Below are 26,880 nucleotides of genomic sequence, written 5' to 3' on the forward strand. Positions count from 1 at the left end.
TGCCCTTGCTCAAAAAGATCAACGAGCAACTCACACTGACGTTGCCCCAAAGAACTTCGTGAATGCATAAAACTCCTCCCCAGTAATTGGTATCTGATTTCTCAGTCCAACTAATAGGGAGCAGTTCGGTTGTGTGTGGGTTGCGCGCATGAGATGGCGCATTAAAAAAACCGCACACAGAAGTGAACGAGCTTCCGAGTACGGTTTTCTCTTATGCGCTGCGCAGAACTGTACGATTAGTGCTTTTGATACAAAGTTTTGCGCTGGAACTTCGGATCAGAGGTAACCAGCACACCAAGATTGCGGAAGATCGCCTCATCCACCGAACCAAGGATGGTGGTGGTGTGAACATCGCAACCTTTCAGGTGCTTCAACTGCTCCAAGGCCTTGCGTGCATCTTCGCTTTCAGCAGCAGAGACGCTTAATGCAATTAAGACTTCATCCATGTGCAGGCGTGGATTGATCGAACCAAGGTGCTTGGTTTTTAAGGTCTGAATTGGCTCAATTGCTTCCGGAGACAGCAGATGAATATCGTCTGGAATACCAGCTAAGTACTTCATTGCATTGAGCAGCATTGCAGCTGATGGGCCGAGCAAATCAGAGGTGGTACCGGTGATAATTGTGCCGTCAGCCAGCTCAATTGCAGAACCTGGCTTTTCGGTCTCTGCCTCTTTGGCGCGTGCAGCGGCAATCACGGTACGGTCATTTTCGGTGATACCGGCTTTGGCCATCACTACAGCGGCACGGTCGGACTGAGTGGAATCGAGACCACCACGCGCTTCGTCGACAAGCGCTTTGAAATAGCGGCGGATGATCTCTTGATTCGATGCCTCTCGGCAGGCCTCATCGTCGGTGATGCAGAAGCCGGCCATATTTACGCCCATATCAGTTGGGGACTGGTAAGGGGTTTTGCCGGTGAGGCGCTCGAGGAGGGTTTTCAGCAGTGGGAAGGCCTCAACGTCACGGTTGTAGTTCACCGTGGATTCGCCGTGTGCGGAAAGGTGGAAGTGATCGATCACGTTGGCGTCGTTGAGGTCAACGGTGGCGGCTTCGTAGGCGAGGTTGACTGGGTGCTCAAGTGGCAGGTTCCAGATTGGGAACGTCTCGAACTTGGCGTAGCCAACTTCGATGCCGCGCTTGTGCTCGTGGTAGACCTGGGAAAGGGAAGTGGCCAGCTTGCCGGAGCCTGGCCCTGGAGCGGTGACTACCACGAGGTCGCGGGTGGTCTCGGCGTATTCATTTTGACCCAGGCCTTGTTCGGAGACGATGAGATCCATATTGGCTGGATAGCCTGGGATCACGCGGTGGCGAGCGACTTTTAAGCCTAGGCGCTCGAGGCGCTCGATGAAGGCCAAGGCAAGGCGGTTATCATCTTTGAGTTGGGTGACAACCACGTGTTCGACAAGGAAGCCGCGATCACGGAAGACATCGACCAGACGCAAAACATCGTCCTCATAAGTGATGCCAAGGTCTGCGCGTACTTTGTGACGCTCAAGATCCTTGGCATTGATGCAGATGAGGATTTCAACTTCGTCGCGAATTTTTTCCAGCATCGCGATTTTGTTGTCTGGGGTGAATCCGGGGAGGACTCGGGAGGCGTGCATATCGTCGAAGAGCTTGCCGCCCATCTCGAGATAAAGTTTGCCGCCGATTTCTTCGCGGCGGGCTTTGATGTGTCGAGATTGCATCTCGATGTACTTCTCACGGTCGAAACCAATTTTATTAACCATGGAACTTCATTATAGCTCATCTTGGAGGTATCTATAAAACTATAGAAATCCACTGTAGGCAAAACTACATGCAAAAACGCTGGTTGTGCGGCGGTTTTGGGTTGGGGATTGAGTGAGGTTTCGTGGCTCTGGAGATATTCAAAAACGCGCCATTGGAAAGATCCAAGGCGCGTTTTTGAGGGTTTGAGATATCTCGATTAAGCGTTGCGCTTTTCTTCGATACCAGCGATAGCTGCAGCGAGGCCGAGATCGTCAGCGTCGTCAAGCTCGTTGCGGACGATGTTGCCCTTTGCGAACTTGTCGATAACCAGCGCAATTGCACCGTCGCCGGTGACGTTGCAAGCGGTACCGAAGGAGTCGATAGCGATGTATGCAGCGATCATGAGGGCGACCTGCTCGTCGCTAAAGCCCAGGTTGGAGCTTAAGATGCCGACGGCAGCCATAATTGCGCCGCCTGGAACGCCAGGGGCGGCGACCATGGTGACACCCAGGATGAGGATGAAGCCGATGGCCATTGGCAATGGAAGGGCCATGTTACCCATGAACATGATGGCAAATGCGAACAGGGAGATCTTCATCATGGAACCAGACAGGTGGATGGTTGCGCACAATGGAATAACGAAGCCGGCGACCGATTGTGAGATGCCGTTCTTGCGTGCAGATTCGTAGGTGACAGGAATTGTTGCGGCAGAAGATGAGGTACCAAGTGCGGTGAAGTACGCAGGCATCATGTTCTTCAGTGCCTTCAGTGGGTTACGGCCAGTGAGTGCACCAGCAATGATGTACTGGATGAACAGCAAGGTGAACGAACCGATGATGGCCAAGATCAGGACTTTCGCGAAAGCGGAAAGCACAGATGTGAGGTTGTCATTCATGCCCAAGGAGAGGAATACGCCGAAGATATACACTGGCAGCAATGGGACGATAAACTTTGCAATAACCTTCATGACAACGCGGCGCAGATCAGCAACCGAGCCGTACAAGGTATCGGACTTGACCGAGGTCATAGCCACACCGACGACGAACGCAAGGATCAAAGCCGTCATCACAGCCATTGGGGCTGGGATTTCAACGGTGATATATGGAGACAGACCACCTTCATCGATCTTGGCAACCTTCACGTCTGTTGCGCCCTTGAGCAACCAAGGGTAAATCAGCTGCGCTGCACCCCAGGACAAGAGACCAGAGAAGACGGCGGAACCATACGCAATTGCAGTTGTGATAGCCAACCACTTACCAGCGCCACGACCAAGACCGGCGATTGCTGGAGTAATCAGGGCGAAAATAAGAACTGGAACGAAGAATCCCAGGAAATTACCAAAGAGGCCATTGAAAGTGACAAAGACTCGCGCAACTGTAACTGGGATGAAGAAGCTGCCGGCAATGCCGAGCAGAATTGCGACGACAATTTTAAACAGCAGCGACGACGAAAGTCGACGGAAATCCATAGTGTTTATCCAAACTATTAAATGATGAACGATAACAAATGCCACGTCATGGTGCACATGGCCGCATACTCATTGCGATTTTTTTGCCAACGAATAAAACGCTAATTATTAGAGTAACTAAGTTTTTCAAAAAATCATATTTACGCAATGAATAAATAGGGCGTATGCACTGTGGATGTGCGCACATGTGACTGACGCGATACGAAATAAGTGAAAAGGTGGAGTGGGGGCGTGAGGTGGGGTGGGACGTGGTGGTTTGTGAGTGGTGGGACGCTGCTGGTGGGACGCTGCTGGTGGGACGCTGCTGGGTGCGTATGAGGCTGAGTAGCGCTCGGATCCAGATCGCAGCGGCGAGCGCGCGTGCTTGTACCACTGTGCGTGCGTGCTTATACCAAGGTGTGCATGTGCCAGCGAACGCACCTTCTTGACGAGGAGAGAAGTTCGTTTCTCGATCAATTCTGACTATCCTAGAGGCTATGAATATTCTTGGAAGCATCCTGCTCGTACTTGGCATCGCAGTTATTGTGATCGGTGTATTGGCATGGACAAAACATTTACCTGGCAATAGTTATATTGGCATTAAGGTAAAGGAAGTGCGTAAGTCCAAAGAACAGTGGGATGCCGCCCATCAGGTTGCAGGTCCGGTGTGGACGGCTTCCGGTTTAGCGCTCGTGATTGCGGCACTGCCATTCTTTACTGGTAATTATTGGCTGTTGCTGGTCAGCGTCATCGGTATTTTTGCAGCCGTGTACTTCTATGGCCTTGGTGGATCCTTGGCCACTCGCGCGGCAGGCATTATGGGCCAAGATTCCGAATCAGAAGGTTGCTCATCTGGCTGTTGCAGTGATACGGCAAGCGAGCCGGCGAGCGAAACTCCAACCTCGATCGACTTCGACGCTTTACGACGCGCTGCTTCACAGTCTGATAACACATCTACTAACTAGATCTTCAATATCTAGCCTCACGAGACCTCACTGTTACATGTCAATGGAAACACTGTGCAGTGAGGTTTTACTGTATCGCACTATAGTTGTATACAGTTTTTAATTCCATCGCGCGCAATATGTGTGAATGCTGATATCACAAGAGCTCTCAAACAAGGAGGAACGTGGTTACTGCCTGACTAAACTCCAGTCGGAGGAATCCACTGCGCTTACACATACGAGAAAGAGTGTTGTGGGAGAGGTGGTGAGAGGCGTCGTCAAGCGCTCAGGGTATTGACGCCACTTACCAATGTTTCACGTGAAACATTCGCGATAGCTGCGTTACAGATCCCCCCACATCGGCGTGGTGATTTGCGTAATCGTGCAGCAGGAGACTACATTAGCCAACTATGAAAACCTTGAAGAACCTCTGGTGGTGGCGCGCGTAACCCGCGGGCCAGTTCATAGACTTCAAGTTTCGGCCCTCGGAGCCAGCACAGTAGCTGTTCGGATGGGTCGATTTTTATTGCTCACACACACATCAAACGTGCTGGTTTCCTTTCAAAACAACAACAACCACCACGAAAGAGAACATGATGAGCACTCCAAACCGCGAAACCATTTTTGACGCATACTTCGGTGAATTCGGCGGTCAATACGTTCCAGACGCACTGTTGCCAGTATTAGACGAGCTTGAACGCGGCTTTGCAGACGCCTTGGCGGATCCTTCGTTTGAAGCAGAACTTGATCATCTGCGTCGCACCTATTTAGGCCGCCCAACTCCGATTACGCAATGCGCCAACCTGCCACTTGCAGGACACGGCAAGGGCAAGGCGAAAATCTTTTTAAAGCGTGAAGATCTGGTACATGGTGGCGCGCACAAGGGTAATCAAGTGCTCGCGCAGGCCTTAATTGCGAAGCGACTTGGAAAAACGCGTTTGATTGCAGAAACTGGTGCTGGCCAGCATGGTACTGCTACCGCAATGATTGCAGCGTTGATGGGCATGGAATGCACGATCTATATGGGTGCGAAAGATGTTGCTCGCCAACAACCGAATGTGTATCGCATGCGTCTCATGGGTGCCGAGGTGGTACCGGTGAGTAACGAAAACGGCGATTCTATGTCAGATGCTATTGACGTTGCCATCAATGATTGGGTTGAAAACCTCTCGACCACCCACTATCTGCTTGGTTCTGCATGTGGCCCGCACCCATTCCCACGGTTAGTGAAAGAGTTTCAGGCTGTGATTTCACGTGAATCGCGCGTGCAGATGCAAGAGATGACTGAGGCTTTGCCAGATGTAGTGGTTGCAGCTGTTGGTGGTGGATCAAACGCAATTGGTGCATTTGCTGATTATTTAACTGATAAGCCAGGAAACGATCAGGTGCGCTTGGTGGGTGTCGAGCCGGCAGGTGAAGGTTTAGACAGTGGTCATCATGGTGCACCATTAAGCCGTGGCCGAATTGGTATTTTGCACGGTTCGAGGTCATATGTGCTCCTTGGTGAAGACGATGAACTGCTGCATTCTCACAGTGTGTCTGCTGGTTTGGATTATCCAGGTGTTGGACCAGAGCACTCGCATCTGATGCAAACTGGTCGTGCTCAATACGTTGGTATTACCGATGCGGAGGCTTTGCAAGCATTCCGGTTGCTCTCACGCTATGAAGGTATTATCCCGGCGCTGGAGAGCTCTCATGCATTGGCATATGCTCTCAAGCTTGCTGAAGAAGCAGAGCGGACCGGGGAGGAGATCAATATCTTGGTGAATCTTTCTGGTCGTGGCGATAAAGATGTTGATTATGTTCGCAAGATTTTAGGTTCGTTGGCTGCAGAAGATCCAGCCACCACGAGTGTCACGGATCCGAAGGTGGCTGAGGTATTGGCTGAAATGATTACGGAATCGAACGAGCGCGAAGGTGTTTCCTAAGTGGTAGTCACAACAGCGCGAACTGTGCGCTACCATGACGATGCCGCCAAGCTGTTTGCGCATCTTGGCGGCTTGCACACCAGTGATGCGGTGTTATTGGAAGGCGCTGATATTGCGTCGAAGAAGAAGACCGTTTGCTTTGCAGTGCTTGCGGCTGCGTTGCGAATCACGTGTATGGGTCAACAGGTACGCGTCGATACGCTCACGCGCATAGGTGAGGATCTGTTAGCGCAACTGTGTATGCTTACGGAACAGCCGCCGGTAACCCGTGGCGAAAACTTTGCAATTTGGGAGTACACGCCTGCGACCGATGTAGATGAGCATCAGCGATTGCTGCGCACCAATAATACGGAAATCTTGAGTTTGCTTCAGCACCATGCGCCATATCGCAGTGAGTATTTACCGTTTGTGGCTGGTGGTTTTGCCTTTGATTATGTCGCAACGTTTGAGCAGTTGCCTGCTGTGACGATGGCTGAGAACACCTATCCGGATTATCAGTTTGTGGTTGCCGAACAGTTGTTGCGGATTGATCATCGCACGCAGGAAGCGACACTTGAGGTTCTTGGCCAAAATGCGGAGGATGCAGCACGGACTGCGGATCAGGTAGCGGCGGCGATTGCGGTTGCAGACCTCAGTGGAGATGCGGCTGCTACGGCGATTGCTGCGAGTGGCTCAGCCACGGCTGCTACGGGTGCGGCGGGTGCGGCGGATCCGGCTGCCGACCCAACAGCTCACGTCGTGACGGCCGACGCAGCAGCAACCGCCAACCTCGCCACCCCAACCCCACGCATTGCAGCAACCACACCAACCTCCGATGCCGAGTTTCGCGCGCATGTCACCGCTGTGCAGCACGCCATTGATATCGGTGATGCCTATCAGGTTGTACCATCGCGAATGTTTCGCATGCCTTGCCCCGATGCTTTTGCCGCATACACCCAATTACGCGCGGAAAATCCTTCGCCCTATATGTTCTATGTGCGTGGGGTCAGTGGGGGCCAAAGTTACGAGTTATTCGGCGCATCTCCTGAATCGAATCTCACCTTTGCGGCTGATACCCGTGAAGTTCAGCTGTATCCGATTGCCGGTACACGCAAGCGCGGGTTACATCCCGATGGTTCCATTCATCATGAGCTTGATATTCGCGCTGAACTCGAGATGCGTACTGATGCCAAGGAACTTGCCGAGCACACCATGCTGGTTGATCTCGCCCGCAATGATCTCGCTAGGGTAGCAGTGCCGGCAACTCGCCAGGTGCGTGACTTGCTCCACGTTGATCGCTACTCGCGAGTCATGCACTTGGTTTCACGTGTCACTGCAACCTTAGCCCCTGAGTTTCAAGCACTTGATGCCTATCGCGCGTGCATGAACATGGGCACACTGACTGGTGCGCCGAAGCTACGCGCAATGGAAATCATTCGAGAGCTGGAACATCACCGTCGCGGTTCCTATGGTGGAGCGCTTGGCTATTTCACCGGCGATGGTTCGATGGATACCTGCATTATGATCCGCTGTGCTTTTGTGCAACATGGCCAGGCAATTGTACAAGCTGGCGCTGGCGTGGTGCGCGATTCGCAGCCACAAGCCGAAGCCGATGAAACTGTGCAAAAAGCTTATGCCGTTCTTGCCGCGATCGCACATGCCCAACATGCCGAAGTAGAGGTGCACCATCAATGAGCACGCATATTGTTGTCATCGATAACCGTGATTCCTTTGTCTACAACCTTGTCGATGCATTCGCCGTCGCAGGTTTTCGATGCACAGTCTTTCGCAACACCGTTTCCGTTGCCGATGTTCTTGCCGCCCAACCTGATGTCATCTGCTTGTCACCCGGCCCTGGCCACCCCCACGCAGCAGGCAATATGATGGCAATTATCGATGCCTGCCTGCACCGCATCCCAATTCTTGGCATTTGCCTCGGCTTTCAAGCGTTGCTCAGCCATTATGGCGCCACCGTCGAACCATGCGGACCTGTCCACGGAGTAACCGACACCATGCAGCTGAGCACCGACCCCATCGCAACTGCGCTTTTCGACGGCCTGACCACCGACGCCAATCCAGCAACCCACACCAGTGGCATGCTCGTACCTGTGGCTCGTTACCATTCCCTTGGTACCACCACAACACCAACAGGTATTCGAACCCTTGGTACCGCTTCTTCTGCAATTGGGGACGTTGTCATGGCGGCAATCACCGACGATGCCACCGCTATCGGCTTGCAATTTCATCCCGAGTCCATTCTTTCACCACAAGGTCCTGTGATCCTGCAACGCTGCATCAAGCTCTTGCAACACGGTGATCTGTAGCCAACCCAACGCCACTGAATCTTTGAAGGAACAACCATCATTATGTCCGCTCCAACTACTGCCTTTCAAGCATTTTTAGATACCCCAACACCGACTATTGACCAAGTACGTGAGGTATTTGCACCGGTCATTATTGGCGACTACGACGACGCGCAAATTGCCGCCTTGCTCGCTACCATTCGCACTCGCGGTGAAACTTTCGCCGATATTGCCGGCATTGCGCAAGCCTTTCTCAAAGCTGCACGCCCGTTTCCAATTCCAGGCACCGGCGTTCTTGATACCGCTGGTACCGGCGGTGATCGCTGCAATACCATTAATATTTCAACCGGCGCGTCGTTAATCACCGCTGCAGGTGGCTGCAAAGTCATTAAATGCGGTAACCGTTCGGTCAGTTCCCAGTCGGGTTCTGCTGATGTGTTAGAAGCATTAAATATTCCTCTCGATCTCAACCCAGAACGAGCAGTACGCCAGTTCGAAGCCTCTAACTTCACGTTCCTATTTGCCCCTGCCTACCATCCAGCAGTGGCCAATGTTGCCCATGTTCGCAAAGCACTTGGCGTGCCAACCATCTTTAACACCATCGGCCCAGTGCTCTCACCGGTCCGCCCTGACCTTCAGCTGATGGGTGTGGCGAATCCAAAGATCGGCCAACTGATTGCCGAAGTATTTGCCAATTTAGGCCGCAAACGCGCACTCGTAATACACGGCTCTGGCATGGACGAGATTGCCTTGCACGGTCCAACCACCATTTGGGAACTTGATCCAACCGGCACAATCGAGCAGTATACGATCACCCCATCTGATCTTGGCTTGCCAGAATACTCACTCGACCAGCTTGCTGGTGGCGATAGCCACACCAATGCCACTTTCTTGCGCGAAACTTTTGCCGGCCGCGGACCTGCCGCTCATCGCGACGCTCTTGCTGCATCTGCCGGTGCCATGTTCTATTTGCACCAGGTTGTGCCAACTCTTCGCGCCGGCGTTGAGCATGCTCTCGAGCTGCTTGAAACCGGTGTCGTACACACCTGGTTACAACGCCATGAGGAGGCGAATTATGGCGACTAAGCTACCAACCATTCTCGAAACAATCGTCGCCACTCGGCGCACGCATCTGCCTGACATCCAAAGCCGCATCGCTCACGTGGATCCCACAACGCTCGCAGTCTCAACGCGCAGCTTGGCCGCGCACTTGCAAGGCAGGGGAGCAGGACATTTCATTTTGGAATGCAAGTCGGCGTCGCCGTCGCTTGGCCTGATTCGCCCGGAGTATCACCCAGGGGAAATTGCGCGGGTCTATTCTCGCTATGCCAGCGCGATCTCCGTGTTGTGCGAGCCAGCCTATTTCGGCGGCGATTATGATCATCTCGCAACCGTGGCAGCCAATACGCATCTTCCGGTCTTGTGCAAAGACTTCATCATTGATCCTTGCCAAATTATCGCCGCACGCTATTTTGGCGCCGATGCTATCTTGTTGATGCTCAGCGTGCTTGACGACGCCACCTACACCACCCTTGCCACATTGGCAGCAAGCCTTGGGCTTGATGTCTTAACAGAGGTGAGCACTGCTGATGAAGCGGTACGCGCGCGTGGATTAGGTGCTCGGATTGTGGGTATTAACCATCGCAATTTACATGATCTCAGCATTGACTTGTCTCGTCTTGATGCGTTGGCAACACTGCTGGATGATGAGACAATCATTGTTGCTGAGTCTGGTATTCGAGATCACGCAACCGTGACACGGCTACAAGGAAAGTGCAATGGTTTTCTGGTGGGTTCCCAATTAACTTCGCAGCCTGATATTGACCGCGCAGCGCGCACGCTGATCTATGGCACACATAAGGTCTGTGGACTCACAACACCAGCAAGCGCACAGCTCGCCAAAAGTGCTGGTGCTGTGTATGGCGGTCTTATTTTTGAGGATTCAAGTATTCGCAATGTTTCACGTGAAACATCGCAAACCATCATTGCTGCTGAACCGGGCTTAAACTATGTTGCTGTTTCACGGCGTACCAGTGGCTGGGATCGTCTCATGCAGCCTGGCATTGTTGCCGTGCAGATTCATAGCCCGTATCAAGGTTCTGTTTCAAAAGAAGCGGCCCTTATCGCACAGGTTCGCCGTGAGGTTGGACCAGAAATTGAACTCTGGCGAGCCATTGCAATGGATCAGGAGCATGGTCCCACGTTGGCTTGTGAGCTAGCAGAGAGCGTCGATACGCTCGTGCTTGATAGTGGGGCAGGTGGTACGGGTAAAAGTTTTGCGTGGGAGCGGATTCCTGCGGCCGTGTTAGATAAGAGTTTGTTGGCAGGTGGCATTCATGCGGGCAATGTGACTGCGGCACTGCAGGTGGGTGCGGCAGGGTTGGATTTGAACTCTGGCGTGGAGTATCCGCGTGAGTCGAAGTTTGCAGGTGCCAAGGATGCGCATGCCGTGCAGGCGGTACTACACACTATTCGTCGTTACTATCAGGGAGTATAAATGTTTCAACCAGATACCACTCAACACACGAGATTACCGGCCTATTTTGGACCATTTGGCGGGCAGTTTGTGCCGGAGTCATTGCTGCCGGCGCTTGATCAGTTAGAAGCAGCGTTTGTCGACGCGATGGCTGATGAGGTCTTTTTACAGGAGTTTCATCGCTATTTAGAGCAATATTTGGGTAGGCCAACACCTTTAACCTTGTGTCAGAACTTGCCGCTGGCTGGTGAAGGCAAAGATCAGGTGCGTATCTTTTTGAAGCGCGAAGATTTAGTGCACGGTGGCGCACATAAGACGAACCAGGTGATTGGCCAAGCACTGCTTGCAAAACGGATGGGGAAGACACGTATTATTGCCGAAACTGGCGCTGGGCAGCACGGTACGGCGACAGCACTGGCATGCGCCTTGTTGGGCTTAGAGTGTGTGATTTATATGGGTGCGCAAGATGTGGCACGCCAGCAACCCAACGTGTACCGCATGGAGCTCATGGGCGCGACGGTGATACCTGTGCATGCAGGTGCAGGCACATTAAAGGATGCCGTGAATGAAGCGCTGCGCGATTGGACTGCGAGTTTTCATACTTCCCATTATTTGCTGGGGACTGCGGCAGGTCCGCACCCGTTTCCAACGATTGTGAAGGAATTTCACCGGGTTATTTCACGTGAAACCAAGCAACAATGCGCCACACAGCTTGGGAAGTTACCTGATTTAGTTGTGGCATGCGTGGGTGGCGGCTCGAACGCCATTGGTATGTTTGCGGAGTTTATTGGAGAGCCAACAGTTGAACTCGTTGGTGCCGAACCTGGCGGTAAGGGCATTGCATCTGGGAAGCATGGCGCCACAATTAGCAACGGCACCACCGGTGTACTGCACGGAACGCACAGCTATTTAATGAGCAGCCCTGAAGGGCAAGTACTGGAATCGCATTCGATTTCTGCGGGTTTGGATTATCCAGGCGTTGGCCCTGAACATGCCTATTTAGCACACACTGGGCGTGCAACGTACGTGCCAGTAACGGATGCTGCAGCACTCGAAGCATTCCAGTTGCTGAGCCGCCATGAGGGCATTATTCCAGCTCTTGAATCGAGCCATGCACTTGCATATGCCTTAGAGCGTGCACGGCAAGCTGCGGCCACTGGTGAACAGTTGGATATTGTGGTGTGCCTTTCAGGCAGAGGAGATAAGGATATTGATCATGTGCGCCGCCTGCTTCATACGGACGCAACGCACGTTTCAAAGGATGAATCATGAGTCGTTACCAACAGTTATTTGATCGTCTTGGCCCCGACACCGGCGCGTTTGTACCGTTTGTCATGTTGGGTGATCCCACGTTTGAAATCTCAGAAGCAATCATCGACACGGTTGTCGCTGCAGGTGCCGATGCTCTCGAACTCGGTATTCCATTTTCCGATCCAGTTGCCGATGGCCCAACAATTGCCAGCGCCCACGTACGTACACTCGCGCAAGGCATGACCGTTTCGCGTTCTTTCGAGCTTGTCGCACGTATTCGCACAAAGTACCCACAGCTACCAATTGGATTATTGGTATATAGCAATATGGTGGTTTCACGTGAAACCATGCAATTTTATGCTGACTGTGCGGCAGCTGGTGTTGATAGTGTGCTCGTTCCAGATGTGCCACTGCGTGAAAGCGCACCACTACGTCTGGCAGCAGAAGCCCATGCTATTGCGCAGATTTTTATCGCGCCCGCTGGTGCAACTGCCACCACACTTGCTGAAGTAGCGAAGTATTCACAAGGGTATATTTATGCCATTTCGCGCGACGGTGTCACCGGTACCCAATTACGCGCGCAAACCAAAGGTCTCGACACAACCGTAGCGCAACTGCGCGCATACGGCGGCGCACCGGTATTCCTCGGATTCGGCATTTCGACTCCTGCGCATGTGCATGACGCCATTGCCGCGGGTGCGACTGGCGCGATTAGTGGTTCCGCATTAACTGCCATTGTGGAACGACATCTGCCATTGGCCGATACCGAGGAGGCACGCTCAGCACTCCTGACAGATGTGGCAAGCTTTGTAACTGCCATGAAACAGGGCACTCTTCTTGGCGAAGCATAATGCTTTTGGGCTCGCTCGAGCCATTGGGGGAGTATTATTTGCCCATTTTTAGTAGCGATAGACCCGCGCTAGACCCTTGCTCTAAAACGTCACTGTGACGAATTAGGGCGAGGGGAACAGTCTTGTAGAAAACAAGCGAAAATACCAAACATTGGCGGCAAATATTGGTAAAACTGGGGTGTGCGTGCGATGGCTCTAAGCGATAGGTGCGTGAGAGAAGTAGTGCGCGCTGATTGGTCACGCATGGTGGGCGGCGAAAGTTCTGTCGCGAATGAGATGTCACTGCCGCAACTCAAACGTGAACCATACCGCACGAGCGACTTGTTGCTCACTCAACACTTGACGCCAGCAGGGAAGTACACCGCCAGACTGTCACTCAATCCAATCACTACATTTTATTTACATTTACCACAATCTAAATAATGCATTCGTGTTCAGGTGGTCCGCGCCGAACAATCTACGCTCTCAAATCAACCCAAGTATTGCCATTTTTATTTACATTGCAAACAATGCAATATGACAATACAGATAAATCGTTCTAGACTGGCTGTCATGTCAAGCAATCAACAACAGCCACGCACCTGCAGCCGTCGTATGTTCCTTCTGGGTACAGCCACCACATTTGCAGGTCTCGCACTTGCTGCCTGTGGCAAAGATCCAGTCACCCTCGGAATTAGTGACGTTCCCGTTGGCAGTGCCATTATTATCGACGATGTCATCCTCGCCCAACCAACAGCAGGGGAATATAAGGCTTATTCGACTGACTGCCCACACCAACACTCCCGCATTTCGATCGTCGAAGGTGATGTTGTGCGCTGTCCTACGCACGATTCCAGGTTCTCAATCATCGATGGATCCGTGATCGAAGGCCTCGCACGAGCACCAATGACCGAGCTCACCATGGAATTAGACGGCAATACCGCCCACATCAGCTTCTAACCAACTATTACAATGGGACCATGACGTCACTGGTAACTCGTGTTGATCCCCTCATTTTCTTAATACTTGGCGCGTGCCTGCTCGCATTCTTCTTTCCTGCTGCAGGCCACGCCGCTGTACTCGTCAGTCTCATCACCTCAATAGCCATCGCGATACTCTTCTTCCTCTACGGCGCCAGACTCTCCACTCACGACGCTCTCAAAGCTCTCGCACACTGGCGCTTGCATCTCACCATCGCCAGTTTCACCTATCTCGTCTTTCCGCTGATTGGCCTTGCCCTTCAACCACTCAGCCACATTCTCGGACCTGCCCTCTACGCAGGCATGTTATACCTCACACTAGTGCCCTCGACGGTACAATCGTCGATTGCATTCACCTCCATCGCAGGCGGCAATGTCGGTGGCGCAATTATTTCGGCATCCTTGAGCAATCTCCTTGGCGTGGTCCTGACACCGGTACTGGTCATGACACTGCTACAGACCAACACCGGCGTGCGTATCGACGCACACATCTTCGCCAATATCGCCTTCCAACTGCTATTGCCTTTTGTGCTTGGCCAACTCGCACGACCCTGGATAGGTGAGTGGGCCGGGCATAAACTGACCAAGATAGTTGATCGCGGTTCCATTACCCTCGTGGTCTATAGCGCAATGAGTGCAGGATTTGTGGCCAATTTGTGGTCGCAGATTACCACGTGGCATTTAGGGATACTTACCGCGTTATCAGTAATCATCGTGGTTGCGATGCTGATGCTTTCGCGCACTGTCGCGAAAGTCTTGAGGTTTTCAGAAGCAGATACCAAAGCAATTCAGTTCTGTGGGTCGAAGAAGTCATTAGCCACGGGCCTGCCGATGGCAGCGATTATTTTTGGTGGAGGAGATCAAAGCATCTTGATATTACCACTGATGATCTTTCATCAAGTACAGTTACTGATCTGTTCTTGGTTGGCTGCCCGTTATGCTCATGAAGCACAAAAGGGAGTACACTAGAGTCTTATTCATTCAAAGCATGTACAAGGAAGATATAATGGACCGTCTGTATATCCGCCTCGATCTCGAAGTTCCAGGTGCTGGATCTACTACTCATATTGCAGAATTAGATCCAATTAGTAGCGAAGCTTGTAACCTCTTGCGCATCGTCGAACTTGATCCAGCAGGCACTGTACAAGGCATGGCCACCCCAGAAAAAACTCTTGGCATTACAACACCACCACAACCAGTAGTGCCGCATCCAAATCAATATGGCAATTTTCCTGACATTAAAACTCAAGCTGTGACTGAAACAGAATTCGAAGAACTCTGGGAACAAGCGCTTACGCAGTTCCCGAATTTCTAGGGCGTACGAGAGCTGACAAAGTAAGGGTCAATGTTTCACGTGAAACATTGACCCTTACCCATGTGTGTTAGTTCCAGTCCACCAAGCAACCAGGATGTGTGCTGAACAAGGCTAGCAGTCCTTGTTGTCGTCGTAAAGCATCGCCCCACACATCAGTGCTGTTGAAAATATCTTGTGGCAAACATGGAGCCAACAGCCAACGATCAGCAGCAATTTCTGCTTCCAACGCGCCTGGTTCCCACATGGTGCAGCCGGTATAAATACGACCCACACGCATCGCATCTTGCACATCAGTTGGCTGCACCGGCAAACGCACATAACCAATCCGATTGGCTATGCGATGCAGATACTGATGATTCTCGAGGTCTACGCCGATTTTGGTAAACACCAGCATATGCGCAGTGCTGCGTGCCTCCTTCCCACCTGTAAAAATCACCGACGGACTCGCAACCCATTCCGACCATTGCGGAAATTCTTGCGCAACCGCAGTTGTGGTTGGCGCATGAATCTGCAAAGCAACTGAGCCTTGATCAGAATGCTCAACCACCAACAATGCTGCGCGTCGATAGGTCTGCTCTTGATCACAGGGAAACGATAGCAACAACATACCAGGTGCTACCTGCCGTGGATCGCAGCTCAGAACTTCTATTTCTTCCACCACAACACCTTTAGGAATCAGCTGAACGTTCGTCCCACCACTGCAACAAATACTTGGTGGCAAGCTCTTTATCCATCGGGCCAAGTTCGAGGCGCAACTCTTTCAAATATGACCACGCTTGACCCACTTCCGGACCTGCCGGAAGATTCAACAACTGCATAATCTCATGACCATCGAGTTCAGGACGAACCTTTGCCAAATCTTCTTGCGCCGCAATAATGTCGATGCGCTCGAGCAGATAGTCATAGGTACGTTGTAATCGCGCTGCTTTTCGCTTATTCCGAGTCGTGCAATCGGCGCGCACTAACTTGTGCAAGCGGGGGAGCAGCTTACCGGCATCTGCCACATATCGACGCACCGCTGAATCTGTCCATTTGCCCTCGCCAAAACCGTGGAAACGCATATGTAAAAACACCAGCTGTCCAACGTCATTGACCATCGCTTTGGAATAGCGCAGATGACGCATGCGACGACGAACAATCCTTGCTCCAACAACCTCATGATGATGGAAACTTACTTTGCCGCGCTCATCAAAGGCTCGAGTCTCAGGCTTGCCAATATCATGCAGCAAGGCAGCCCATCGCAAAACCAAATCCGGACCATCTTCTTCTTGATCCATTGCCTGCTTGAGCACAGTGAGTGAATGTGCATAGACATCCTTATGCTGCTGATGTTCATCCTGCGTCATGCGCAAGGCCACCAATTCTGGATACACAAGAGCGGCCATACCGGAATCAACCAGTACATCAATACCAACCCAAGGCTGCTGACCCAACATCAACTTATCCAATTCAGCGCGCACGCGTTCAACCGTGATGCGGCTTAACTGACCAGCCATTTCCTCGAGCGCGGTCCACACTCTTGGAGCAACGGAGAATCCTAACTGAGAACTAAACCTGGCGGCACGCAGCATACGCAAAGGATCATCGTGGAAACTTTGCTCTGGTGTGGCTGGCGTGTCAAGGCGTCGTAAAGCCATATCTTCCAAACCGCCAACTGGATCATGGAATATCATGTCGCCAGTCGCAGTGATTTCAACTGCCATCGCATTACAGCGGAAATCGCGGCGGATGAGATCGCCCTCTAAAGTGTCGCCAAACTGCACCTCTGGGTTGCGCGATTGACCGTCATAACTATCAGCGCGGAACGTTGTGATTTCGATCTGCTGGCCATTTTTTTCGGCCGAAACGGTACCGAATTCAATGCCGGTATCCCAGACTACATCGGCGGTTGCTTCCAAGATCTCCATCACCACGTTCGGACGGGCGTCAGTGGTGAAATCAAGATCATTGCCCAATACCCCCAAGAGGGCATCACGAACCGAGCCACCAACTAAATACAGATGGTGTCCACGGGCGTTGAATGCTTGCGCTAACGGCAGCAAATGCTGCATGAGTGGCGTAAGTGCTGCCTGCACAGTCGTCGAGGCAGTGTCGATGTTGAAAATTGGGGTTTCAATCTCAGGGGTAGTCACAGAGGCAAAGTCTACCGTGAAAGCGTGCCAAACACCCGCTTCAGCCCTCAAGATGGTGTTGAATCACACGCATAAGCCAGCAACTAGGTATCATCACAAGGATGACTGAAAATTCTCGCACACCGGCTCGCTCACAAGATGAGCAACCTCCGCGCGAGACTGGACAACGCCGTCGTCGGAATCGAAACCGGCGAGAAACACACACTCCGCCGCCAGCGACGACTTCCAGTTCCGCTGCAAGCTCACCGGCTGCATCGCCACGTGAGCGGAACAGTCATGCCCCAAACCCAAGCATGTTGGCGAATAAGCGACCAGCAGCGAAACGTCCGCACAACGACAGCCAGGGCCCGGCGCCTGCGAATGCGAGGAGTGCGGGTAATGTAGCCCGCCCAGGTAGCGCGAGTACCTCGAGTACGGAGAGTGCTGGCCGTTCAGGGTCTACCAACACAGGTCATTCAACTCACGCGAGCACCCACCGCCCAACACCTGCCACTCTCGAGCGCCCGACGCCCACCGGCACTGCCGCAACGTCTGGACGCCGCCCAATCCCTGGAAACGCCACGCCTGGCAGCCAACACCACGCAACACCTGGCCCTGCAAATCAACACCGCGCCACGCCTGCGTCGGTAAGCCAAAAGGGCAGCCAACACCGCGCCAAGCCAGGACCTGCACATGGGAAAGACACAACCGGCAGCCAACCTCGTCCAGTTCCTACGCCCAAGCCTGCTGCGCACACCTCCTCACGTCGCGAGCGCTTCACGGAAACGCGCGGTACCAAACAACGCCCCCGGGTGACTCCACGAACCACTGCACGGCGTGGACCACGACCAAAGTTCGTCCCTGAATCACGCATGCCGGTCACCAGCGAACTATCAGCTGGTGGACTCGTCGTCTCTGGTTTGGCAGAAGCAGTCCAGCCTGATGGATCAGTGGATTTATCGCGTATTTATGTAGCCTTAATTGGTCGCACTGATCGGCGTCAGCGGCTGTTGTGGTCGATGCCAAAAGGTCACGTGGAACCTCATGAAGATATTGCCGCCACCGCCGAGCGCGAAGTGTGGGAAGAAACTGGTATTCGCGGGGAAGTCTTTGCCAAACTTGGTGTGATTGATTATTGGTTTGTGTCTGAAGGCACCAGGATTCATAAAACAGTGCATCATCATTTATTACGCTATGTCGATGGCACCTTAAATGATGAAGATCCAGAAGTCACTGAAGTTGCGTGGATCCCAGCAAATGCTTTAATGGAACATTTTGCTTATGCCGATGAGCGCAAACTGGCACGTATTGCGCACGATCTTTTACCGATCTATGCAAAAAAGGAGTTGGCCGAAGGGAGGATTACACCACGATGAAACCTGCCATTTCTCGCACCATAGGCGTGATTGGCTGCATTGCGCTGGCCACAACCACCCCGATTGCACAGGCTCAAGATGCAGTGACCGATGTCACCACGGTTTTATCATGGACGAATCCTGCTGTGCGTACCGAAGCAACCTCGCCAGCGGTATCCCTGACCCTGTCGGGTATTCCAAGCACGCTTGAGTTGAACCAACCCTTGCCGTTGACCTTAACCTTGGACAATACTGCTGATGCTGAGATCAGTGATCTGCTCATTGTCGCGCAGCATGCCGATCCAGTGAGCACTGTTTCCCAAGGGCGTTTCCTACTGGCAGCGCCAGAATCTGCCTTTACTTACTATGCCGAAACCGAGCTTATAGATCAGCCATTACAAGCGCATCAATCTTCCACGCATCGCCTCTCAATTCAAACGAACCCGCAGCTACCAGGCAGTTTTTCCTTCCATCAACCAGGCACCTATCCCATCTTAATTGGTGTGCAAAATGCCACCACCGGGGAACACTACGCCAGCCAGCGCTTTTTAATCACCGTTCACGACCCGCAAGCAGCGCTTGATGACGCCACCGTCACCAACCCCGAGCCACTGCTTGACGACGCTCCTGCGCCCGCCCCACTTCCTGCATTAAGCCTGCTCTACCCAATTTCCGCACCTGTCGATCTGGTTGCTGGCGAAACTGGGGAAACCGATGCGTTGTTATTAACCTCGACCGACCTTGAACAATCATTGCGCAATGGTGGACGCCTGCACTCGCTTCTCGACGACTACCGCACAGCCACGTTAGCGTCGCCAAAGCTGCAACATGCAACCTGTTTGGCATTCGATCCAGCCTTGCTCAGCGCGGTTCAGCGCATGGCACAACATGGATATACCGTCACACAGCATCGCCCAAGCTCGGTGTCGAAGAAACAGCGCCTGCGTGATTCGTGGTCGTTCACGCGCCGCGAACCAGTTGGAGAGGTGTTCCCGCCATCGCAAGCCGCGGCACAATGGTTGCGCACCACTGAAGAATTAGCCCAACAAAATGGGTGTGTGGTGGCTTTGCCGTGGGCAAATGCTGATATTAATGCAGTAGCCGCAACCGGAAATACCTGGTTGTTGCGTGAGGCGGTATCGGAATCAGCCAGAGTGGTTGGCGATATTTTGCATGTGCCACCAATTCCTAATTTAGTGGTTCCGGCCACAGGATATATCACCGAGGCCACAGCACCGCTACTAGCTGACGTGTTTTCACCAACACCAACTGAGCAATTATGGGATACAGCTGAATCTTTGACATCGCCTGGTGAAATCATCACGTTGATTACTGATAATTCCAGTTGGGGGGCACCACAAGCTGGCCGGTTTACCACCCTTGGCACTGGCATTCGTGGGGTTACCTATCAAGGCTCGGTCAATGCTACCCTGGCAGAGGCTGCTGAAGCACCCATTACCCCTGGCTATAGCAACTACGCTCACCGTTATGACCTGCGTAAAGACGCTCCACACGCGCGTATGACGACTGCTGCAGCCAGCATTCATCTCGCATTGCGTGAGCAGCAAGCCGTAGATCCGCAACAACCTGTTTTATTGAATTTACCGGTAACCTTGCAGCATCGTTCGGCACTGCTGGATACCATTAGCCAAATTTTGGAATCTCAAACGGCACTGCCGATTAGCTTGCCGGAATATTTACAGCCCACCCCAGAACAACAAGAAGCCGTACGCCTTGCTACAGATACGACGACCATCCAGGATGCGCATCGTTTTGGGGCACCTTTTGATGATCCCGCCGAAATTCCAAGTGCAGATATTCTGGCCGTGCAGCATCAAGCGACCCAAATTGATAATCTCACGCACCTGATGATCCATGATCCGGCCATCAATCTAAGCCCGTATGCCTACACAGCGCCACTGCGGCATGCCCTCTTGCACATCTTAAGCACAAGTGGCCGGCAATCCATGCTCACCGCCGCCGACACCAATGCAACAGCACATCGCCGCCTTCAAGAACAAGAGGCGGTGCTCCAGCAGCTGCGCAATTCTGTGAGCTTGGTTCCACCTGGCAATGTGTACACTCGCATTTCAGATTCCTCGCCACTGCTGATTGTGGCGCAAAACGGCCTGCCGCTGCCTGTCGACGCCCGCCTCATGCACACCGGGCCTGCTGGAAGTGACATCACCGCACCTGATCCACTCTTTATCCCAGCAAAGGGCTCTATCACCATCCAAATGACCGCCCGGTTGGCCAATACTTCGCATCGTACCGACCTGCACCTCTGGCTTGCCACACGCAACCAGGCTGCTATTTCTGATCCGGTGACCATTGGTGTGCAAACTCGATCGGGCTTAATGGGACCATCGGGCAGTGCCGCTATGGTGTTAGGCGTATTGGTGAGTGCCTTGATTGGGCGAGTGATCCTGCGCAAAAAGCGTCGTCAAGCAAAGGCAGGAGCCTATCGACGCGCATAGGCGTGCATATCGGCAAAGGGAAATTTCCCCCAAAAGCCTGTCGAATTCCATATTTAAGACTTCACAAGGGACAATAGAAGTTTATGTATATGCCTGTCAGTACGAATTTTGTGCTGCTTGAGCATTTTTATTGTCACAGTGTGAAGGAGAGTATGGCGTGAGTGGTCACGACCAGCCCAATACCCCCGCAGGGCTTCGCGGACGTATCATCACACCGGCACCACCAGCGCCGGTCCCGAAGGTACGCAAGCACGACACCGCGGCAGCTGCATCTCATATTGACCGTTCCACGTTAAAAACCACCAACGCACCCTCTGGTGCCGCCGTGATTCAACCAGCGATTCAGCCACACTCCAGCGTTGAGACAAAACGGGAACCGGCGCATTTAGCCTCTGAGACACAACCAGCGGCAACGCAAACGGCCACTACGTCGAACGAAGATGTGGTCCAAGCCTCTGGATCGATGGCGGTTGCCACTCTCATTAGTCGCATCACTGGCTTTTTGCGCAATGTGTTTATTACCGCCACCTTAGGTGGTGCCATTGCATCGGCGTTTAACACCGCCAATACACTGCCGAATCTGATCACTGAAATTGTGCTCGGCGCGGTGTTGTCCTCATTGGTGATTCCAGTGCTCATACGAGCTGAAAAAGAGGACCCCGATAGGGGAGAAGCCTTTATCCGGCGATTATTTACCTTAGCTGTGACCATTCTTGGTACGGTCACCGTGGTATCTGTGGTTGCAGCACCGTGGCTGATTCGCATCACGCTGGACTCCGAGGGCCAGGTGAATATTCCACAAGCGGTTGGATTTGCCTACTGGCTGCTGCCGCAGATTTTCTTCTACGGCATTTTCGCGCTGTTTATGGCGATTTTGAACACCAAGGATGTGTTCAAACCAGGGGCCTGGGCGCCGGTGGTCAATAACATTATTGTGCTGCTGGTTATGGGCTCATATTGGCTGCTGCCAGGGAATCTTGATCCGGATTCCGCTGGATCACTCTGGAATCCACATATGATGCTGCTGGGCATTGGCACCACCGCAGGCGTCGTTGTACAAGCACTCATTTTGGTGCCATATATCAAGCGCGCCAATATCTCACTTCGCCCACTGTGGGGGATCGACCAGCGTCTGAAACAATTTGGCGGCATGGCCGCAGCCATTATTATCTATGTGGCTATTAGCCAATTAGGGCTTATTGTTACCACCCGCATTGCATCTCAAGCCGATGAAGCCGCACCAATTATTTATAGCCAAGCCTGGCTGTTACTGCAGGTACCATACGGCATTATTGGTGTGACTGTTTTAACCGCAATCATGCCTCGTCTTTCACGGCATGCCGCAGAAGGCGATGACAAAGCTGTTATTCGGGATCTCGTACAAGGCTCCAAACTGACCTATATTGCGCTGGTGCCGATCGCGGTATTCTTTACTGTTTTCGGCACATGGATTGCCCGTGGCCTCTTTGCGTACGGACAATTTAATGGTCCAGAAGCCACCATTTTGGGTTGGACGTTAAGCTTCGAAGCTTTCACCTTATTGCCATACGCCATGGTGTTATTACATCTGCGAATTTTTTATGCGCGTGAACAAGCGTGGACCCCGACCTACATCATTGCTGGCATCACGGCTACCAAGATTTGTTTGTCAATGCTGGCACCACTGGCAGCAACCTCACCATCGCGTGTGGTGATTCTGCTCGGTGCAGCCAATGGTTTCGGCTTTGTGGCAGGTGCTGTGATTGGCTCACAACTGCTGCGTCGCAAACTTGGTGATCTCCAAACCAAAGAAGTTGCCTACACCAGCATGTGGGCCTTAGCGGCCTCTGCCATTGGCGGCTTGGCAGCTTGGGTTATCAGCGCGCTTGCCGATTTCTTCGCAGGCGAATACTTCGACACGCTCGGCTCAGTGGGCTACTTGGTGCAAACCAGCATTGCTGGTGTAATTTTCTTACTTGTCACCGGCCTTGTGTTGTCCCGTTCGGGCTTGGAAGAAGTATTACTCGTTGGCCAAACGCTGCGTCGTTTGCCAGGATTTAGCCGCTTGATCCCACCACTTGAACAAGATCAGCCACAGGGCTTGAGCAATAAAGACATGGTGTTGGAATCTACCTATATTGACGACACCTTCAATGCCACCCCGGTACCACCACCAATGTCAGCTGGTGTGGTTCGTGGCCCACGACTGGTCCCAGGTGCAGAAGTTTCCGATGGTAATTTCCGCCTCTTGGTCGATCATGGTTCTGTTCCAGGCGCTCATTTCTGGCGTGCCCGCAATAAGGAAACTGGTAAAGATGTCGCCCTGACGTTCGTCGATACTTCAGGTTTGCCACCGCTAGCGCCGCGCACTCCGGCCGAAGCCCAAGAAATTGCCGATACAATTGCCCAGCGCACTCTAGCGCTACAAAACCTCGGCAGTGCTGCAATTCCATCTGGCATGGAAGTTCGCGCGTATCGCAACGGCTGCCTGGTTGTGACCGACTGGGTGCATGGTTCACCATTGTCGCGCATTATTAGCGACGACGTTGATGCCACCGCCGCAACCTTGGCATTTACCCCACTGATTGAAGCCACCGAAACCACCACCTTAGGTATTGATAACCGAGCACGTATTCGCATCAGTACTGATGGTGTTGCGGTGTTGGCCTTCCCGGCAGTGTTGGAAGAAGATTCCCACGAACGTGATCTCAAGTCGTTGCGCAGTGCCTTAAACTGCGTGATTTCCAAGGAAACTGCGCCGAAAGAATTACTGCCGCTACTCACGGATGAGCCACTGAATTTGCTTGATAACCTCCGCGCGTATTTGCATCCAAAGAGCGATACCGAATTGCTCGAAGAAGCATCAGCATGGACGGTGAAGGACCAAACAGTTCCAGTAAAAATTCGTCCACAAGGCACAGGATTCGGCCGCAAGGGGTACAGCCGCGTTGCAACCAGCGTGGTCTTGGTTGGTGCCACCTCTTTGGTGATCATCGCCGCGCTCATCACCGCCTACCTGACTTCCTTGTTCAGCAAGAGTGAACAAGCCCCATTAAAGCCTGACACGATTGCGACAATTAGCACCGAGCCATCAACCCCACCGGTGATCTTGCAACCAGTTGAAACTCAAGGTTGGAAGGAATCCAATGCCAGCGCGCAATCGGGTACCGATAATAATCTGGAAACCGAATGGGTGGCCCTAGCTGGTCAAGGCCTGCTGCTCAATTTGGCCAACGAACATCAACTTGATGCACTCGAAATCATTACTGACACTCCAGGGTTTAAGGTCCACATTTTCGGTACTGTCAAAGAAGATGGTATTACCAGCGAAAGTCTCCTCAACGACCTTTTGGCGAAGAATATCTTGGTCGAAGCAAATCTTGAGCACTCGCGCAATATCATCGAACTGGAAGCACCAACGCAAGTGCGGCAGGTGCTGGTGGTGATTGAGTCGCTGGAAGGCGAGGCACTCTACACCCATATTAAGGAAATTAAACTCATCGGCCGACTCTAATAGGCGCTCTGGACGATAGGAGCAACGAACAGACTTCCACATCAGCTCACCATGCTGGTGTGGAAGTTTTTGTTTCCGCATGACTGCGCTTGACGACGCCGTCTCACGGATCATAAGCGCGATGGAATAACAGTTTGTGCAACTCCATCAATACTCAGCACGTCCTTAGCCTACGTATCGTAAATATCGCCAATGCGTTCCCAAGCCGAGATATAAGCTTCAGAACGCATAGAAGCTGCCACGATACGTGCGAACCTCCTGATGCGATACCGCTTGTGCGTCGTCAAGCCAAGAACTGCAAGGCCGTTGTGCTGACCTGCCCGAGAATAGGTGCAATATTGCTGCAGTGTAATTACAAGAACAATGAGAATGAACAGCCACTTTCCCCATAATTTTGCTGGATCCCAGATATTTTGGACGCAAGACAAACTGGTACTTGTATGTTTCCTTGATTGTTTGCCTCGTAGGCGCTGCAGTTTATCAATACTAGGAGCCAGAAATTTTCAGGCACTGTCACAGATAGTCTTCACGGTATGACAGGTGTGAGTCTGCAGCATGGCGTTGGTGCAGGCTCAGGTTTGTTTTGGGGGAAACATGACGCTTGCACTTCCGACGCGCACGAAAGTTTCACGGCGCGAATGGGATCTGATTTCACGCTATTTAGCAGGGCAAACATCTGCATTTTATAGTTTGATTCATCCGCACAACACTGTACTGCTGTGGACTGCACGAAAATATGCACAAAACCATTTCGATATTGACGATATTTTGCAAGATTCCATGTTGAAGGTCATGAGAAATCTCCATAAATATCGTGGTGATTCATCATTTCGAACGTGGCTTTATCGATTAGTCAATAACACAGGCTATGACTACCAATGTCGTCGGATTCGCCATGAAACTGCTGATTTGGATGATTCCACCACGCCTGTCGATCGTCGCTTAGATTTAAGTTATAACCCTTTTCACGGACATGCCGAACATTTCACATTAAAGAAACAACTTCACAAAGCATTGCAGACTCTGCCAGACGATTATCGCGAAGCAGTGTTGCTAGTGGATTTTTATGGGGTGAGTATTCCACAAGCCGCACGTATTCAAGGAGTTCAACCTGGCACGATTAAATCCAGGCGAGCACGAGCGCGCGCCTTATTAAAAGAAGTGTTGCCATCATATGAAGCCTGCATCCGCGATGGAATAAAGTAACGCTAATTGCCGTTATAGTAAATATAACGCTAGTTCATGGCCAACAAATTCTGGTTATCCTAGTAACCGACACCCCAGAGAATGAATTGCTCTGTAGAATAGCAATTCTGATCACCACACTAAGGAAAACTATGTCTGAGATTCATAACATCATCATTATTGGTTCTGGCCCAGCTGGCTACACCGCTGCGTTATATGCAGCACGCGCCGATCTCCAACCACTTGTCTTTGAAGGCTTCAACTATGGCGGTTCTTTGATGACAACCACCGAAGTAGAAAACTTCCCAGGATTCAAAGATGGCATTATGGGTCCAGACCTCATGGAGCAAATGCGTGAGCAGGCACAACGTTTCGGCGCCGATTTGCGAATGGAACTTGTCACGAAGGTTGATCTGACTGGCGAAACCAAAAAAGTTTGGGTAGACGACGAGCTCTACGAAGCCAAGGCAGTCATTCTGGCAACCGGTTCTGCACCTCGCTATATCGGTGTCGAAGGCGAGCAAGAGCTGCTTGGTCGTGGTGTTTCAGCATGTGCGACTTGCGATGGTTTCTTCTTCCGCGACCATAATATTGCAGTCGTTGGCGGCGGCGATTCCGCGATGGAAGAAGCAATCTTCCTCACCAAGTTTGCTAAATCTGTGACCATTGTGCACCGTCGCGATGAGTTCCGCGCCTCCAACATTATGCTTGAACGTGCGCGTAACAACGAAAAGATCACGTTCTTGACCAATAAGAAGGTCACCAAGATCAATGGTGAAACCTCCATTACTGGTGTAGATCTGGAAGACACTGTAACCGGTGAAGCATCCAACTTGGATGTCACCGCTGTGTTCGTGGCAATTGGCCATGATCCACGTTCTGAAATGTTCCGCGATAGTGTCAAGGTAGATGAAGCAGGCTACGTGTTGGTTGAGCATCCTTCCACCAAGACCAACATTCCAGGCGTATTCGCAATTGGGGACTTGGTTGATAGCCACTATCAGCAGGCGATTACTGCGGCTGGTTCTGGTGCCCGTGGTGCAATCGATGCCGAGCATTATCTCAACTCTTTGCAGTCATAATTTGCATCCATTGT

The 26,880-nt window shown here is 52.2% G+C and carries 21 protein-coding genes; 16 read left to right on the plus strand and 5 right to left on the minus strand.

Features of this window, described 5'->3' with window-relative positions:
• Nucleotides 1-236 precede the first annotated feature (236 nt).
• Together NXS99_RS03670 and NXS99_RS03675 are read right to left on the minus strand one after the other, a co-directional pair.
• Nucleotides 237-1,730: a DUF1846 domain-containing protein gene (locus tag NXS99_RS03670; RefSeq protein WP_259287322.1), complete on the minus strand. Its 1,494-nt coding sequence runs from the start codon at nucleotides 1,728-1,730 to the stop codon at nucleotides 237-239.
• A gap of 197 nt (nucleotides 1,731-1,927) precedes the next feature.
• Entirely contained in the window at nucleotides 1,928-3,178 is a 1,251-nt protein-coding gene (locus NXS99_RS03675; protein ID WP_259287323.1) for a dicarboxylate/amino acid:cation symporter, read from the minus strand.
• Nucleotides 3,179-3,654: 476 nt separating this feature from the next.
• On the opposite strand from NXS99_RS03675, the gene NXS99_RS03680 reads away from it, so the two are divergent.
• The 11 genes from NXS99_RS03680 to NXS99_RS03730 all read left to right on the plus strand — a co-directional run bounded on the left by NXS99_RS03680 (nucleotide 3,655) and on the right by NXS99_RS03730 (nucleotide 15,163).
• Complete coding sequence (locus NXS99_RS03680) at nucleotides 3,655-4,122, plus strand: SdpI family protein (protein ID WP_259287324.1); 468 nt, start codon at nucleotides 3,655-3,657, stop codon at nucleotides 4,120-4,122.
• Between the two features lie 575 nt (nucleotides 4,123-4,697).
• Nucleotides 4,698-6,029 carry a tryptophan synthase subunit beta gene (trpB, locus tag NXS99_RS03685; protein WP_259287475.1) on the plus strand — a complete coding sequence of 444 codons (1,332 nt, stop codon included), beginning with the start codon at nucleotides 4,698-4,700 and terminating at the stop codon, nucleotides 6,027-6,029.
• The gene (locus tag NXS99_RS03690) at nucleotides 6,030-7,703 is read left to right on the plus strand and encodes an anthranilate synthase component 1 (RefSeq protein ID WP_259287325.1); all 1,674 of its coding nucleotides are present in this window, start codon (nucleotides 6,030-6,032) and stop codon (nucleotides 7,701-7,703) included.
• Nucleotides 7,700-8,332: an anthranilate synthase component II gene (locus NXS99_RS03695; protein WP_259287326.1), complete on the plus strand. Its 633-nt coding sequence runs from the start codon at nucleotides 7,700-7,702 to the stop codon at nucleotides 8,330-8,332. The genes NXS99_RS03690 and NXS99_RS03695 overlap by 4 nt, the downstream gene beginning before the upstream one ends.
• 42 nt (nucleotides 8,333-8,374) lie before the next feature.
• Nucleotides 8,375-9,397, plus strand: coding sequence for an anthranilate phosphoribosyltransferase (gene trpD / locus NXS99_RS03700; RefSeq protein ID WP_259287327.1), 1,023 nt, complete (start codon nucleotides 8,375-8,377; stop codon nucleotides 9,395-9,397).
• Complete coding sequence (gene trpCF / locus NXS99_RS03705; protein ID WP_259287476.1) at nucleotides 9,384-10,808, plus strand: bifunctional indole-3-glycerol-phosphate synthase TrpC/phosphoribosylanthranilate isomerase TrpF; 1,425 nt, start codon at nucleotides 9,384-9,386, stop codon at nucleotides 10,806-10,808. Before trpD ends, trpCF begins: the two co-directional genes overlap by 14 nt.
• Complete coding sequence (gene trpB, locus NXS99_RS03710; RefSeq protein ID WP_259287328.1) at nucleotides 10,809-12,059, plus strand: tryptophan synthase subunit beta; 1,251 nt, start codon at nucleotides 10,809-10,811, stop codon at nucleotides 12,057-12,059. It abuts the gene before it with no gap.
• Nucleotides 12,056-12,889 (plus strand): tryptophan synthase subunit alpha, encoded by an 834-nt coding sequence (gene trpA, locus NXS99_RS03715; RefSeq protein WP_259287329.1) that lies wholly within the window; start codon nucleotides 12,056-12,058, stop codon nucleotides 12,887-12,889. Before trpB (NXS99_RS03710) ends, trpA begins: the two co-directional genes overlap by 4 nt.
• Before the next feature lie 594 nt (nucleotides 12,890-13,483).
• Nucleotides 13,484-13,828 (plus strand): Rieske (2Fe-2S) protein, encoded by a 345-nt coding sequence (locus NXS99_RS03720; RefSeq protein WP_259287477.1) that lies wholly within the window; start codon nucleotides 13,484-13,486, stop codon nucleotides 13,826-13,828.
• Between the two features lie 20 nt (nucleotides 13,829-13,848).
• The gene (locus tag NXS99_RS03725; protein WP_259287330.1) at nucleotides 13,849-14,817 is read left to right on the plus strand and encodes a bile acid:sodium symporter family protein; all 969 of its coding nucleotides are present in this window, start codon (nucleotides 13,849-13,851) and stop codon (nucleotides 14,815-14,817) included.
• A 37-nt stretch (nucleotides 14,818-14,854) separates the two neighbouring features.
• Nucleotides 14,855-15,163 (plus strand): hypothetical protein, encoded by a 309-nt coding sequence (locus tag NXS99_RS03730; RefSeq protein ID WP_259287331.1) that lies wholly within the window; start codon nucleotides 14,855-14,857, stop codon nucleotides 15,161-15,163.
• 67 nt (nucleotides 15,164-15,230) lie between these two features.
• Here the strand turns inward: NXS99_RS03730 and NXS99_RS03735 are convergent, their stop codons facing one another.
• Both NXS99_RS03735 and NXS99_RS03740 read right to left on the minus strand, forming a co-directional pair.
• Nucleotides 15,231-15,821 (minus strand): YqgE/AlgH family protein, encoded by a 591-nt coding sequence (locus NXS99_RS03735; protein WP_259287332.1) that lies wholly within the window; start codon nucleotides 15,819-15,821, stop codon nucleotides 15,231-15,233.
• 10 nt (nucleotides 15,822-15,831) lie between these two features.
• On the minus strand, nucleotides 15,832-17,268 hold the full coding sequence (locus NXS99_RS03740; protein ID WP_396124814.1) for a CCA tRNA nucleotidyltransferase: 1,437 nt from the start codon (nucleotides 17,266-17,268) through the stop codon (nucleotides 15,832-15,834).
• 128 nt (nucleotides 17,269-17,396) lie between these two features.
• On the opposite strand from NXS99_RS03740, the gene NXS99_RS03745 reads away from it, so the two are divergent.
• The 3 genes from NXS99_RS03745 (at nucleotide 17,397) to murJ (ending at nucleotide 24,599) form a co-directional block, all read left to right on the plus strand.
• Nucleotides 17,397-18,650, plus strand: coding sequence for an NUDIX domain-containing protein (locus NXS99_RS03745; protein WP_259287333.1), 1,254 nt, complete (start codon nucleotides 17,397-17,399; stop codon nucleotides 18,648-18,650).
• Nucleotides 18,647-21,106 carry a hypothetical protein gene (locus NXS99_RS03750; RefSeq protein WP_259287334.1) on the plus strand — a complete coding sequence of 820 codons (2,460 nt, stop codon included), beginning with the start codon at nucleotides 18,647-18,649 and terminating at the stop codon, nucleotides 21,104-21,106. Before NXS99_RS03745 ends, NXS99_RS03750 begins: the two co-directional genes overlap by 4 nt.
• 157 nt (nucleotides 21,107-21,263) lie before the next feature.
• A complete protein-coding gene (gene murJ, locus NXS99_RS03755) occupies nucleotides 21,264-24,599 on the plus strand; it encodes a murein biosynthesis integral membrane protein MurJ (protein WP_259287335.1) in 3,336 nt (1,111 codons plus the stop codon).
• 170 nt (nucleotides 24,600-24,769) lie between these two features.
• On the opposite strand, the gene NXS99_RS03760 is transcribed toward murJ, so the two are convergent.
• Entirely contained in the window at nucleotides 24,770-25,027 is a 258-nt protein-coding gene (locus tag NXS99_RS03760) for a hypothetical protein (RefSeq protein ID WP_259287336.1), read from the minus strand.
• A 166-nt stretch (nucleotides 25,028-25,193) separates the two neighbouring features.
• Between NXS99_RS03760 and NXS99_RS03765 the strand changes: the two genes are divergently transcribed.
• Nucleotides 25,194-25,805, plus strand: a complete 612-nt coding sequence (locus tag NXS99_RS03765; protein WP_259287337.1) for an RNA polymerase sigma factor — start codon at nucleotides 25,194-25,196, stop codon at nucleotides 25,803-25,805.
• 131 nt (nucleotides 25,806-25,936) lie between these two features.
• A complete protein-coding gene (gene trxB / locus NXS99_RS03770) occupies nucleotides 25,937-26,866 on the plus strand; it encodes a thioredoxin-disulfide reductase (protein WP_259287338.1) in 930 nt (309 codons plus the stop codon).
• Nucleotides 26,867-26,880: the final 14 nt, after the last annotated feature.

It is taken from the genome of Corynebacterium sp. HS2168-gen11, from assembly GCF_024834075.1.
Lineage (GTDB): Bacteria > Actinomycetota > Actinomycetes > Mycobacteriales > Mycobacteriaceae > Corynebacterium.

Excerpts from the sequence above, each read along its gene's own strand:
- NXS99_RS03670 (WP_259287322.1), bottom strand. The coding sequence starts at position 1,730 with ATGGTTAATAAAATTGGTTTCGACCGTGAGAAGTACATCGAGATGCAA.
- NXS99_RS03675 (WP_259287323.1), bottom strand. The coding sequence starts at position 3,178 with ATGGATTTCCGTCGACTTTCGTCGTCGCTGCTGTTTAAAATTGTCGTC.
- NXS99_RS03680 (WP_259287324.1), top strand. The coding sequence starts at position 3,655 with ATGAATATTCTTGGAAGCATCCTGCTCGTACTTGGCATCGCAGTTATT.
- trpB (WP_259287475.1), top strand. The coding sequence starts at position 4,698 with ATGAGCACTCCAAACCGCGAAACCATTTTTGACGCATACTTCGGTGAA.
- NXS99_RS03695 (WP_259287326.1), top strand. The coding sequence starts at position 7,700 with ATGAGCACGCATATTGTTGTCATCGATAACCGTGATTCCTTTGTCTAC.
- trpD (WP_259287327.1), top strand. The coding sequence starts at position 8,375 with ATGTCCGCTCCAACTACTGCCTTTCAAGCATTTTTAGATACCCCAACA.
- trpB (WP_259287328.1), top strand. The coding sequence starts at position 10,809 with ATGTTTCAACCAGATACCACTCAACACACGAGATTACCGGCCTATTTT.
- trpA (WP_259287329.1), top strand. The coding sequence starts at position 12,056 with ATGAGTCGTTACCAACAGTTATTTGATCGTCTTGGCCCCGACACCGGC.
- NXS99_RS03720 (WP_259287477.1), top strand. The coding sequence starts at position 13,484 with ATGTTCCTTCTGGGTACAGCCACCACATTTGCAGGTCTCGCACTTGCT.
- NXS99_RS03725 (WP_259287330.1), top strand. The coding sequence starts at position 13,849 with ATGACGTCACTGGTAACTCGTGTTGATCCCCTCATTTTCTTAATACTT.
- NXS99_RS03730 (WP_259287331.1), top strand. The coding sequence starts at position 14,855 with ATGGACCGTCTGTATATCCGCCTCGATCTCGAAGTTCCAGGTGCTGGA.
- NXS99_RS03745 (WP_259287333.1), top strand. The coding sequence starts at position 17,397 with ATGACTGAAAATTCTCGCACACCGGCTCGCTCACAAGATGAGCAACCT.
- NXS99_RS03750 (WP_259287334.1), top strand. The coding sequence starts at position 18,647 with ATGAAACCTGCCATTTCTCGCACCATAGGCGTGATTGGCTGCATTGCG.
- NXS99_RS03765 (WP_259287337.1), top strand. The coding sequence starts at position 25,194 with ATGACGCTTGCACTTCCGACGCGCACGAAAGTTTCACGGCGCGAATGG.
- trxB (WP_259287338.1), top strand. The coding sequence starts at position 25,937 with ATGTCTGAGATTCATAACATCATCATTATTGGTTCTGGCCCAGCTGGC.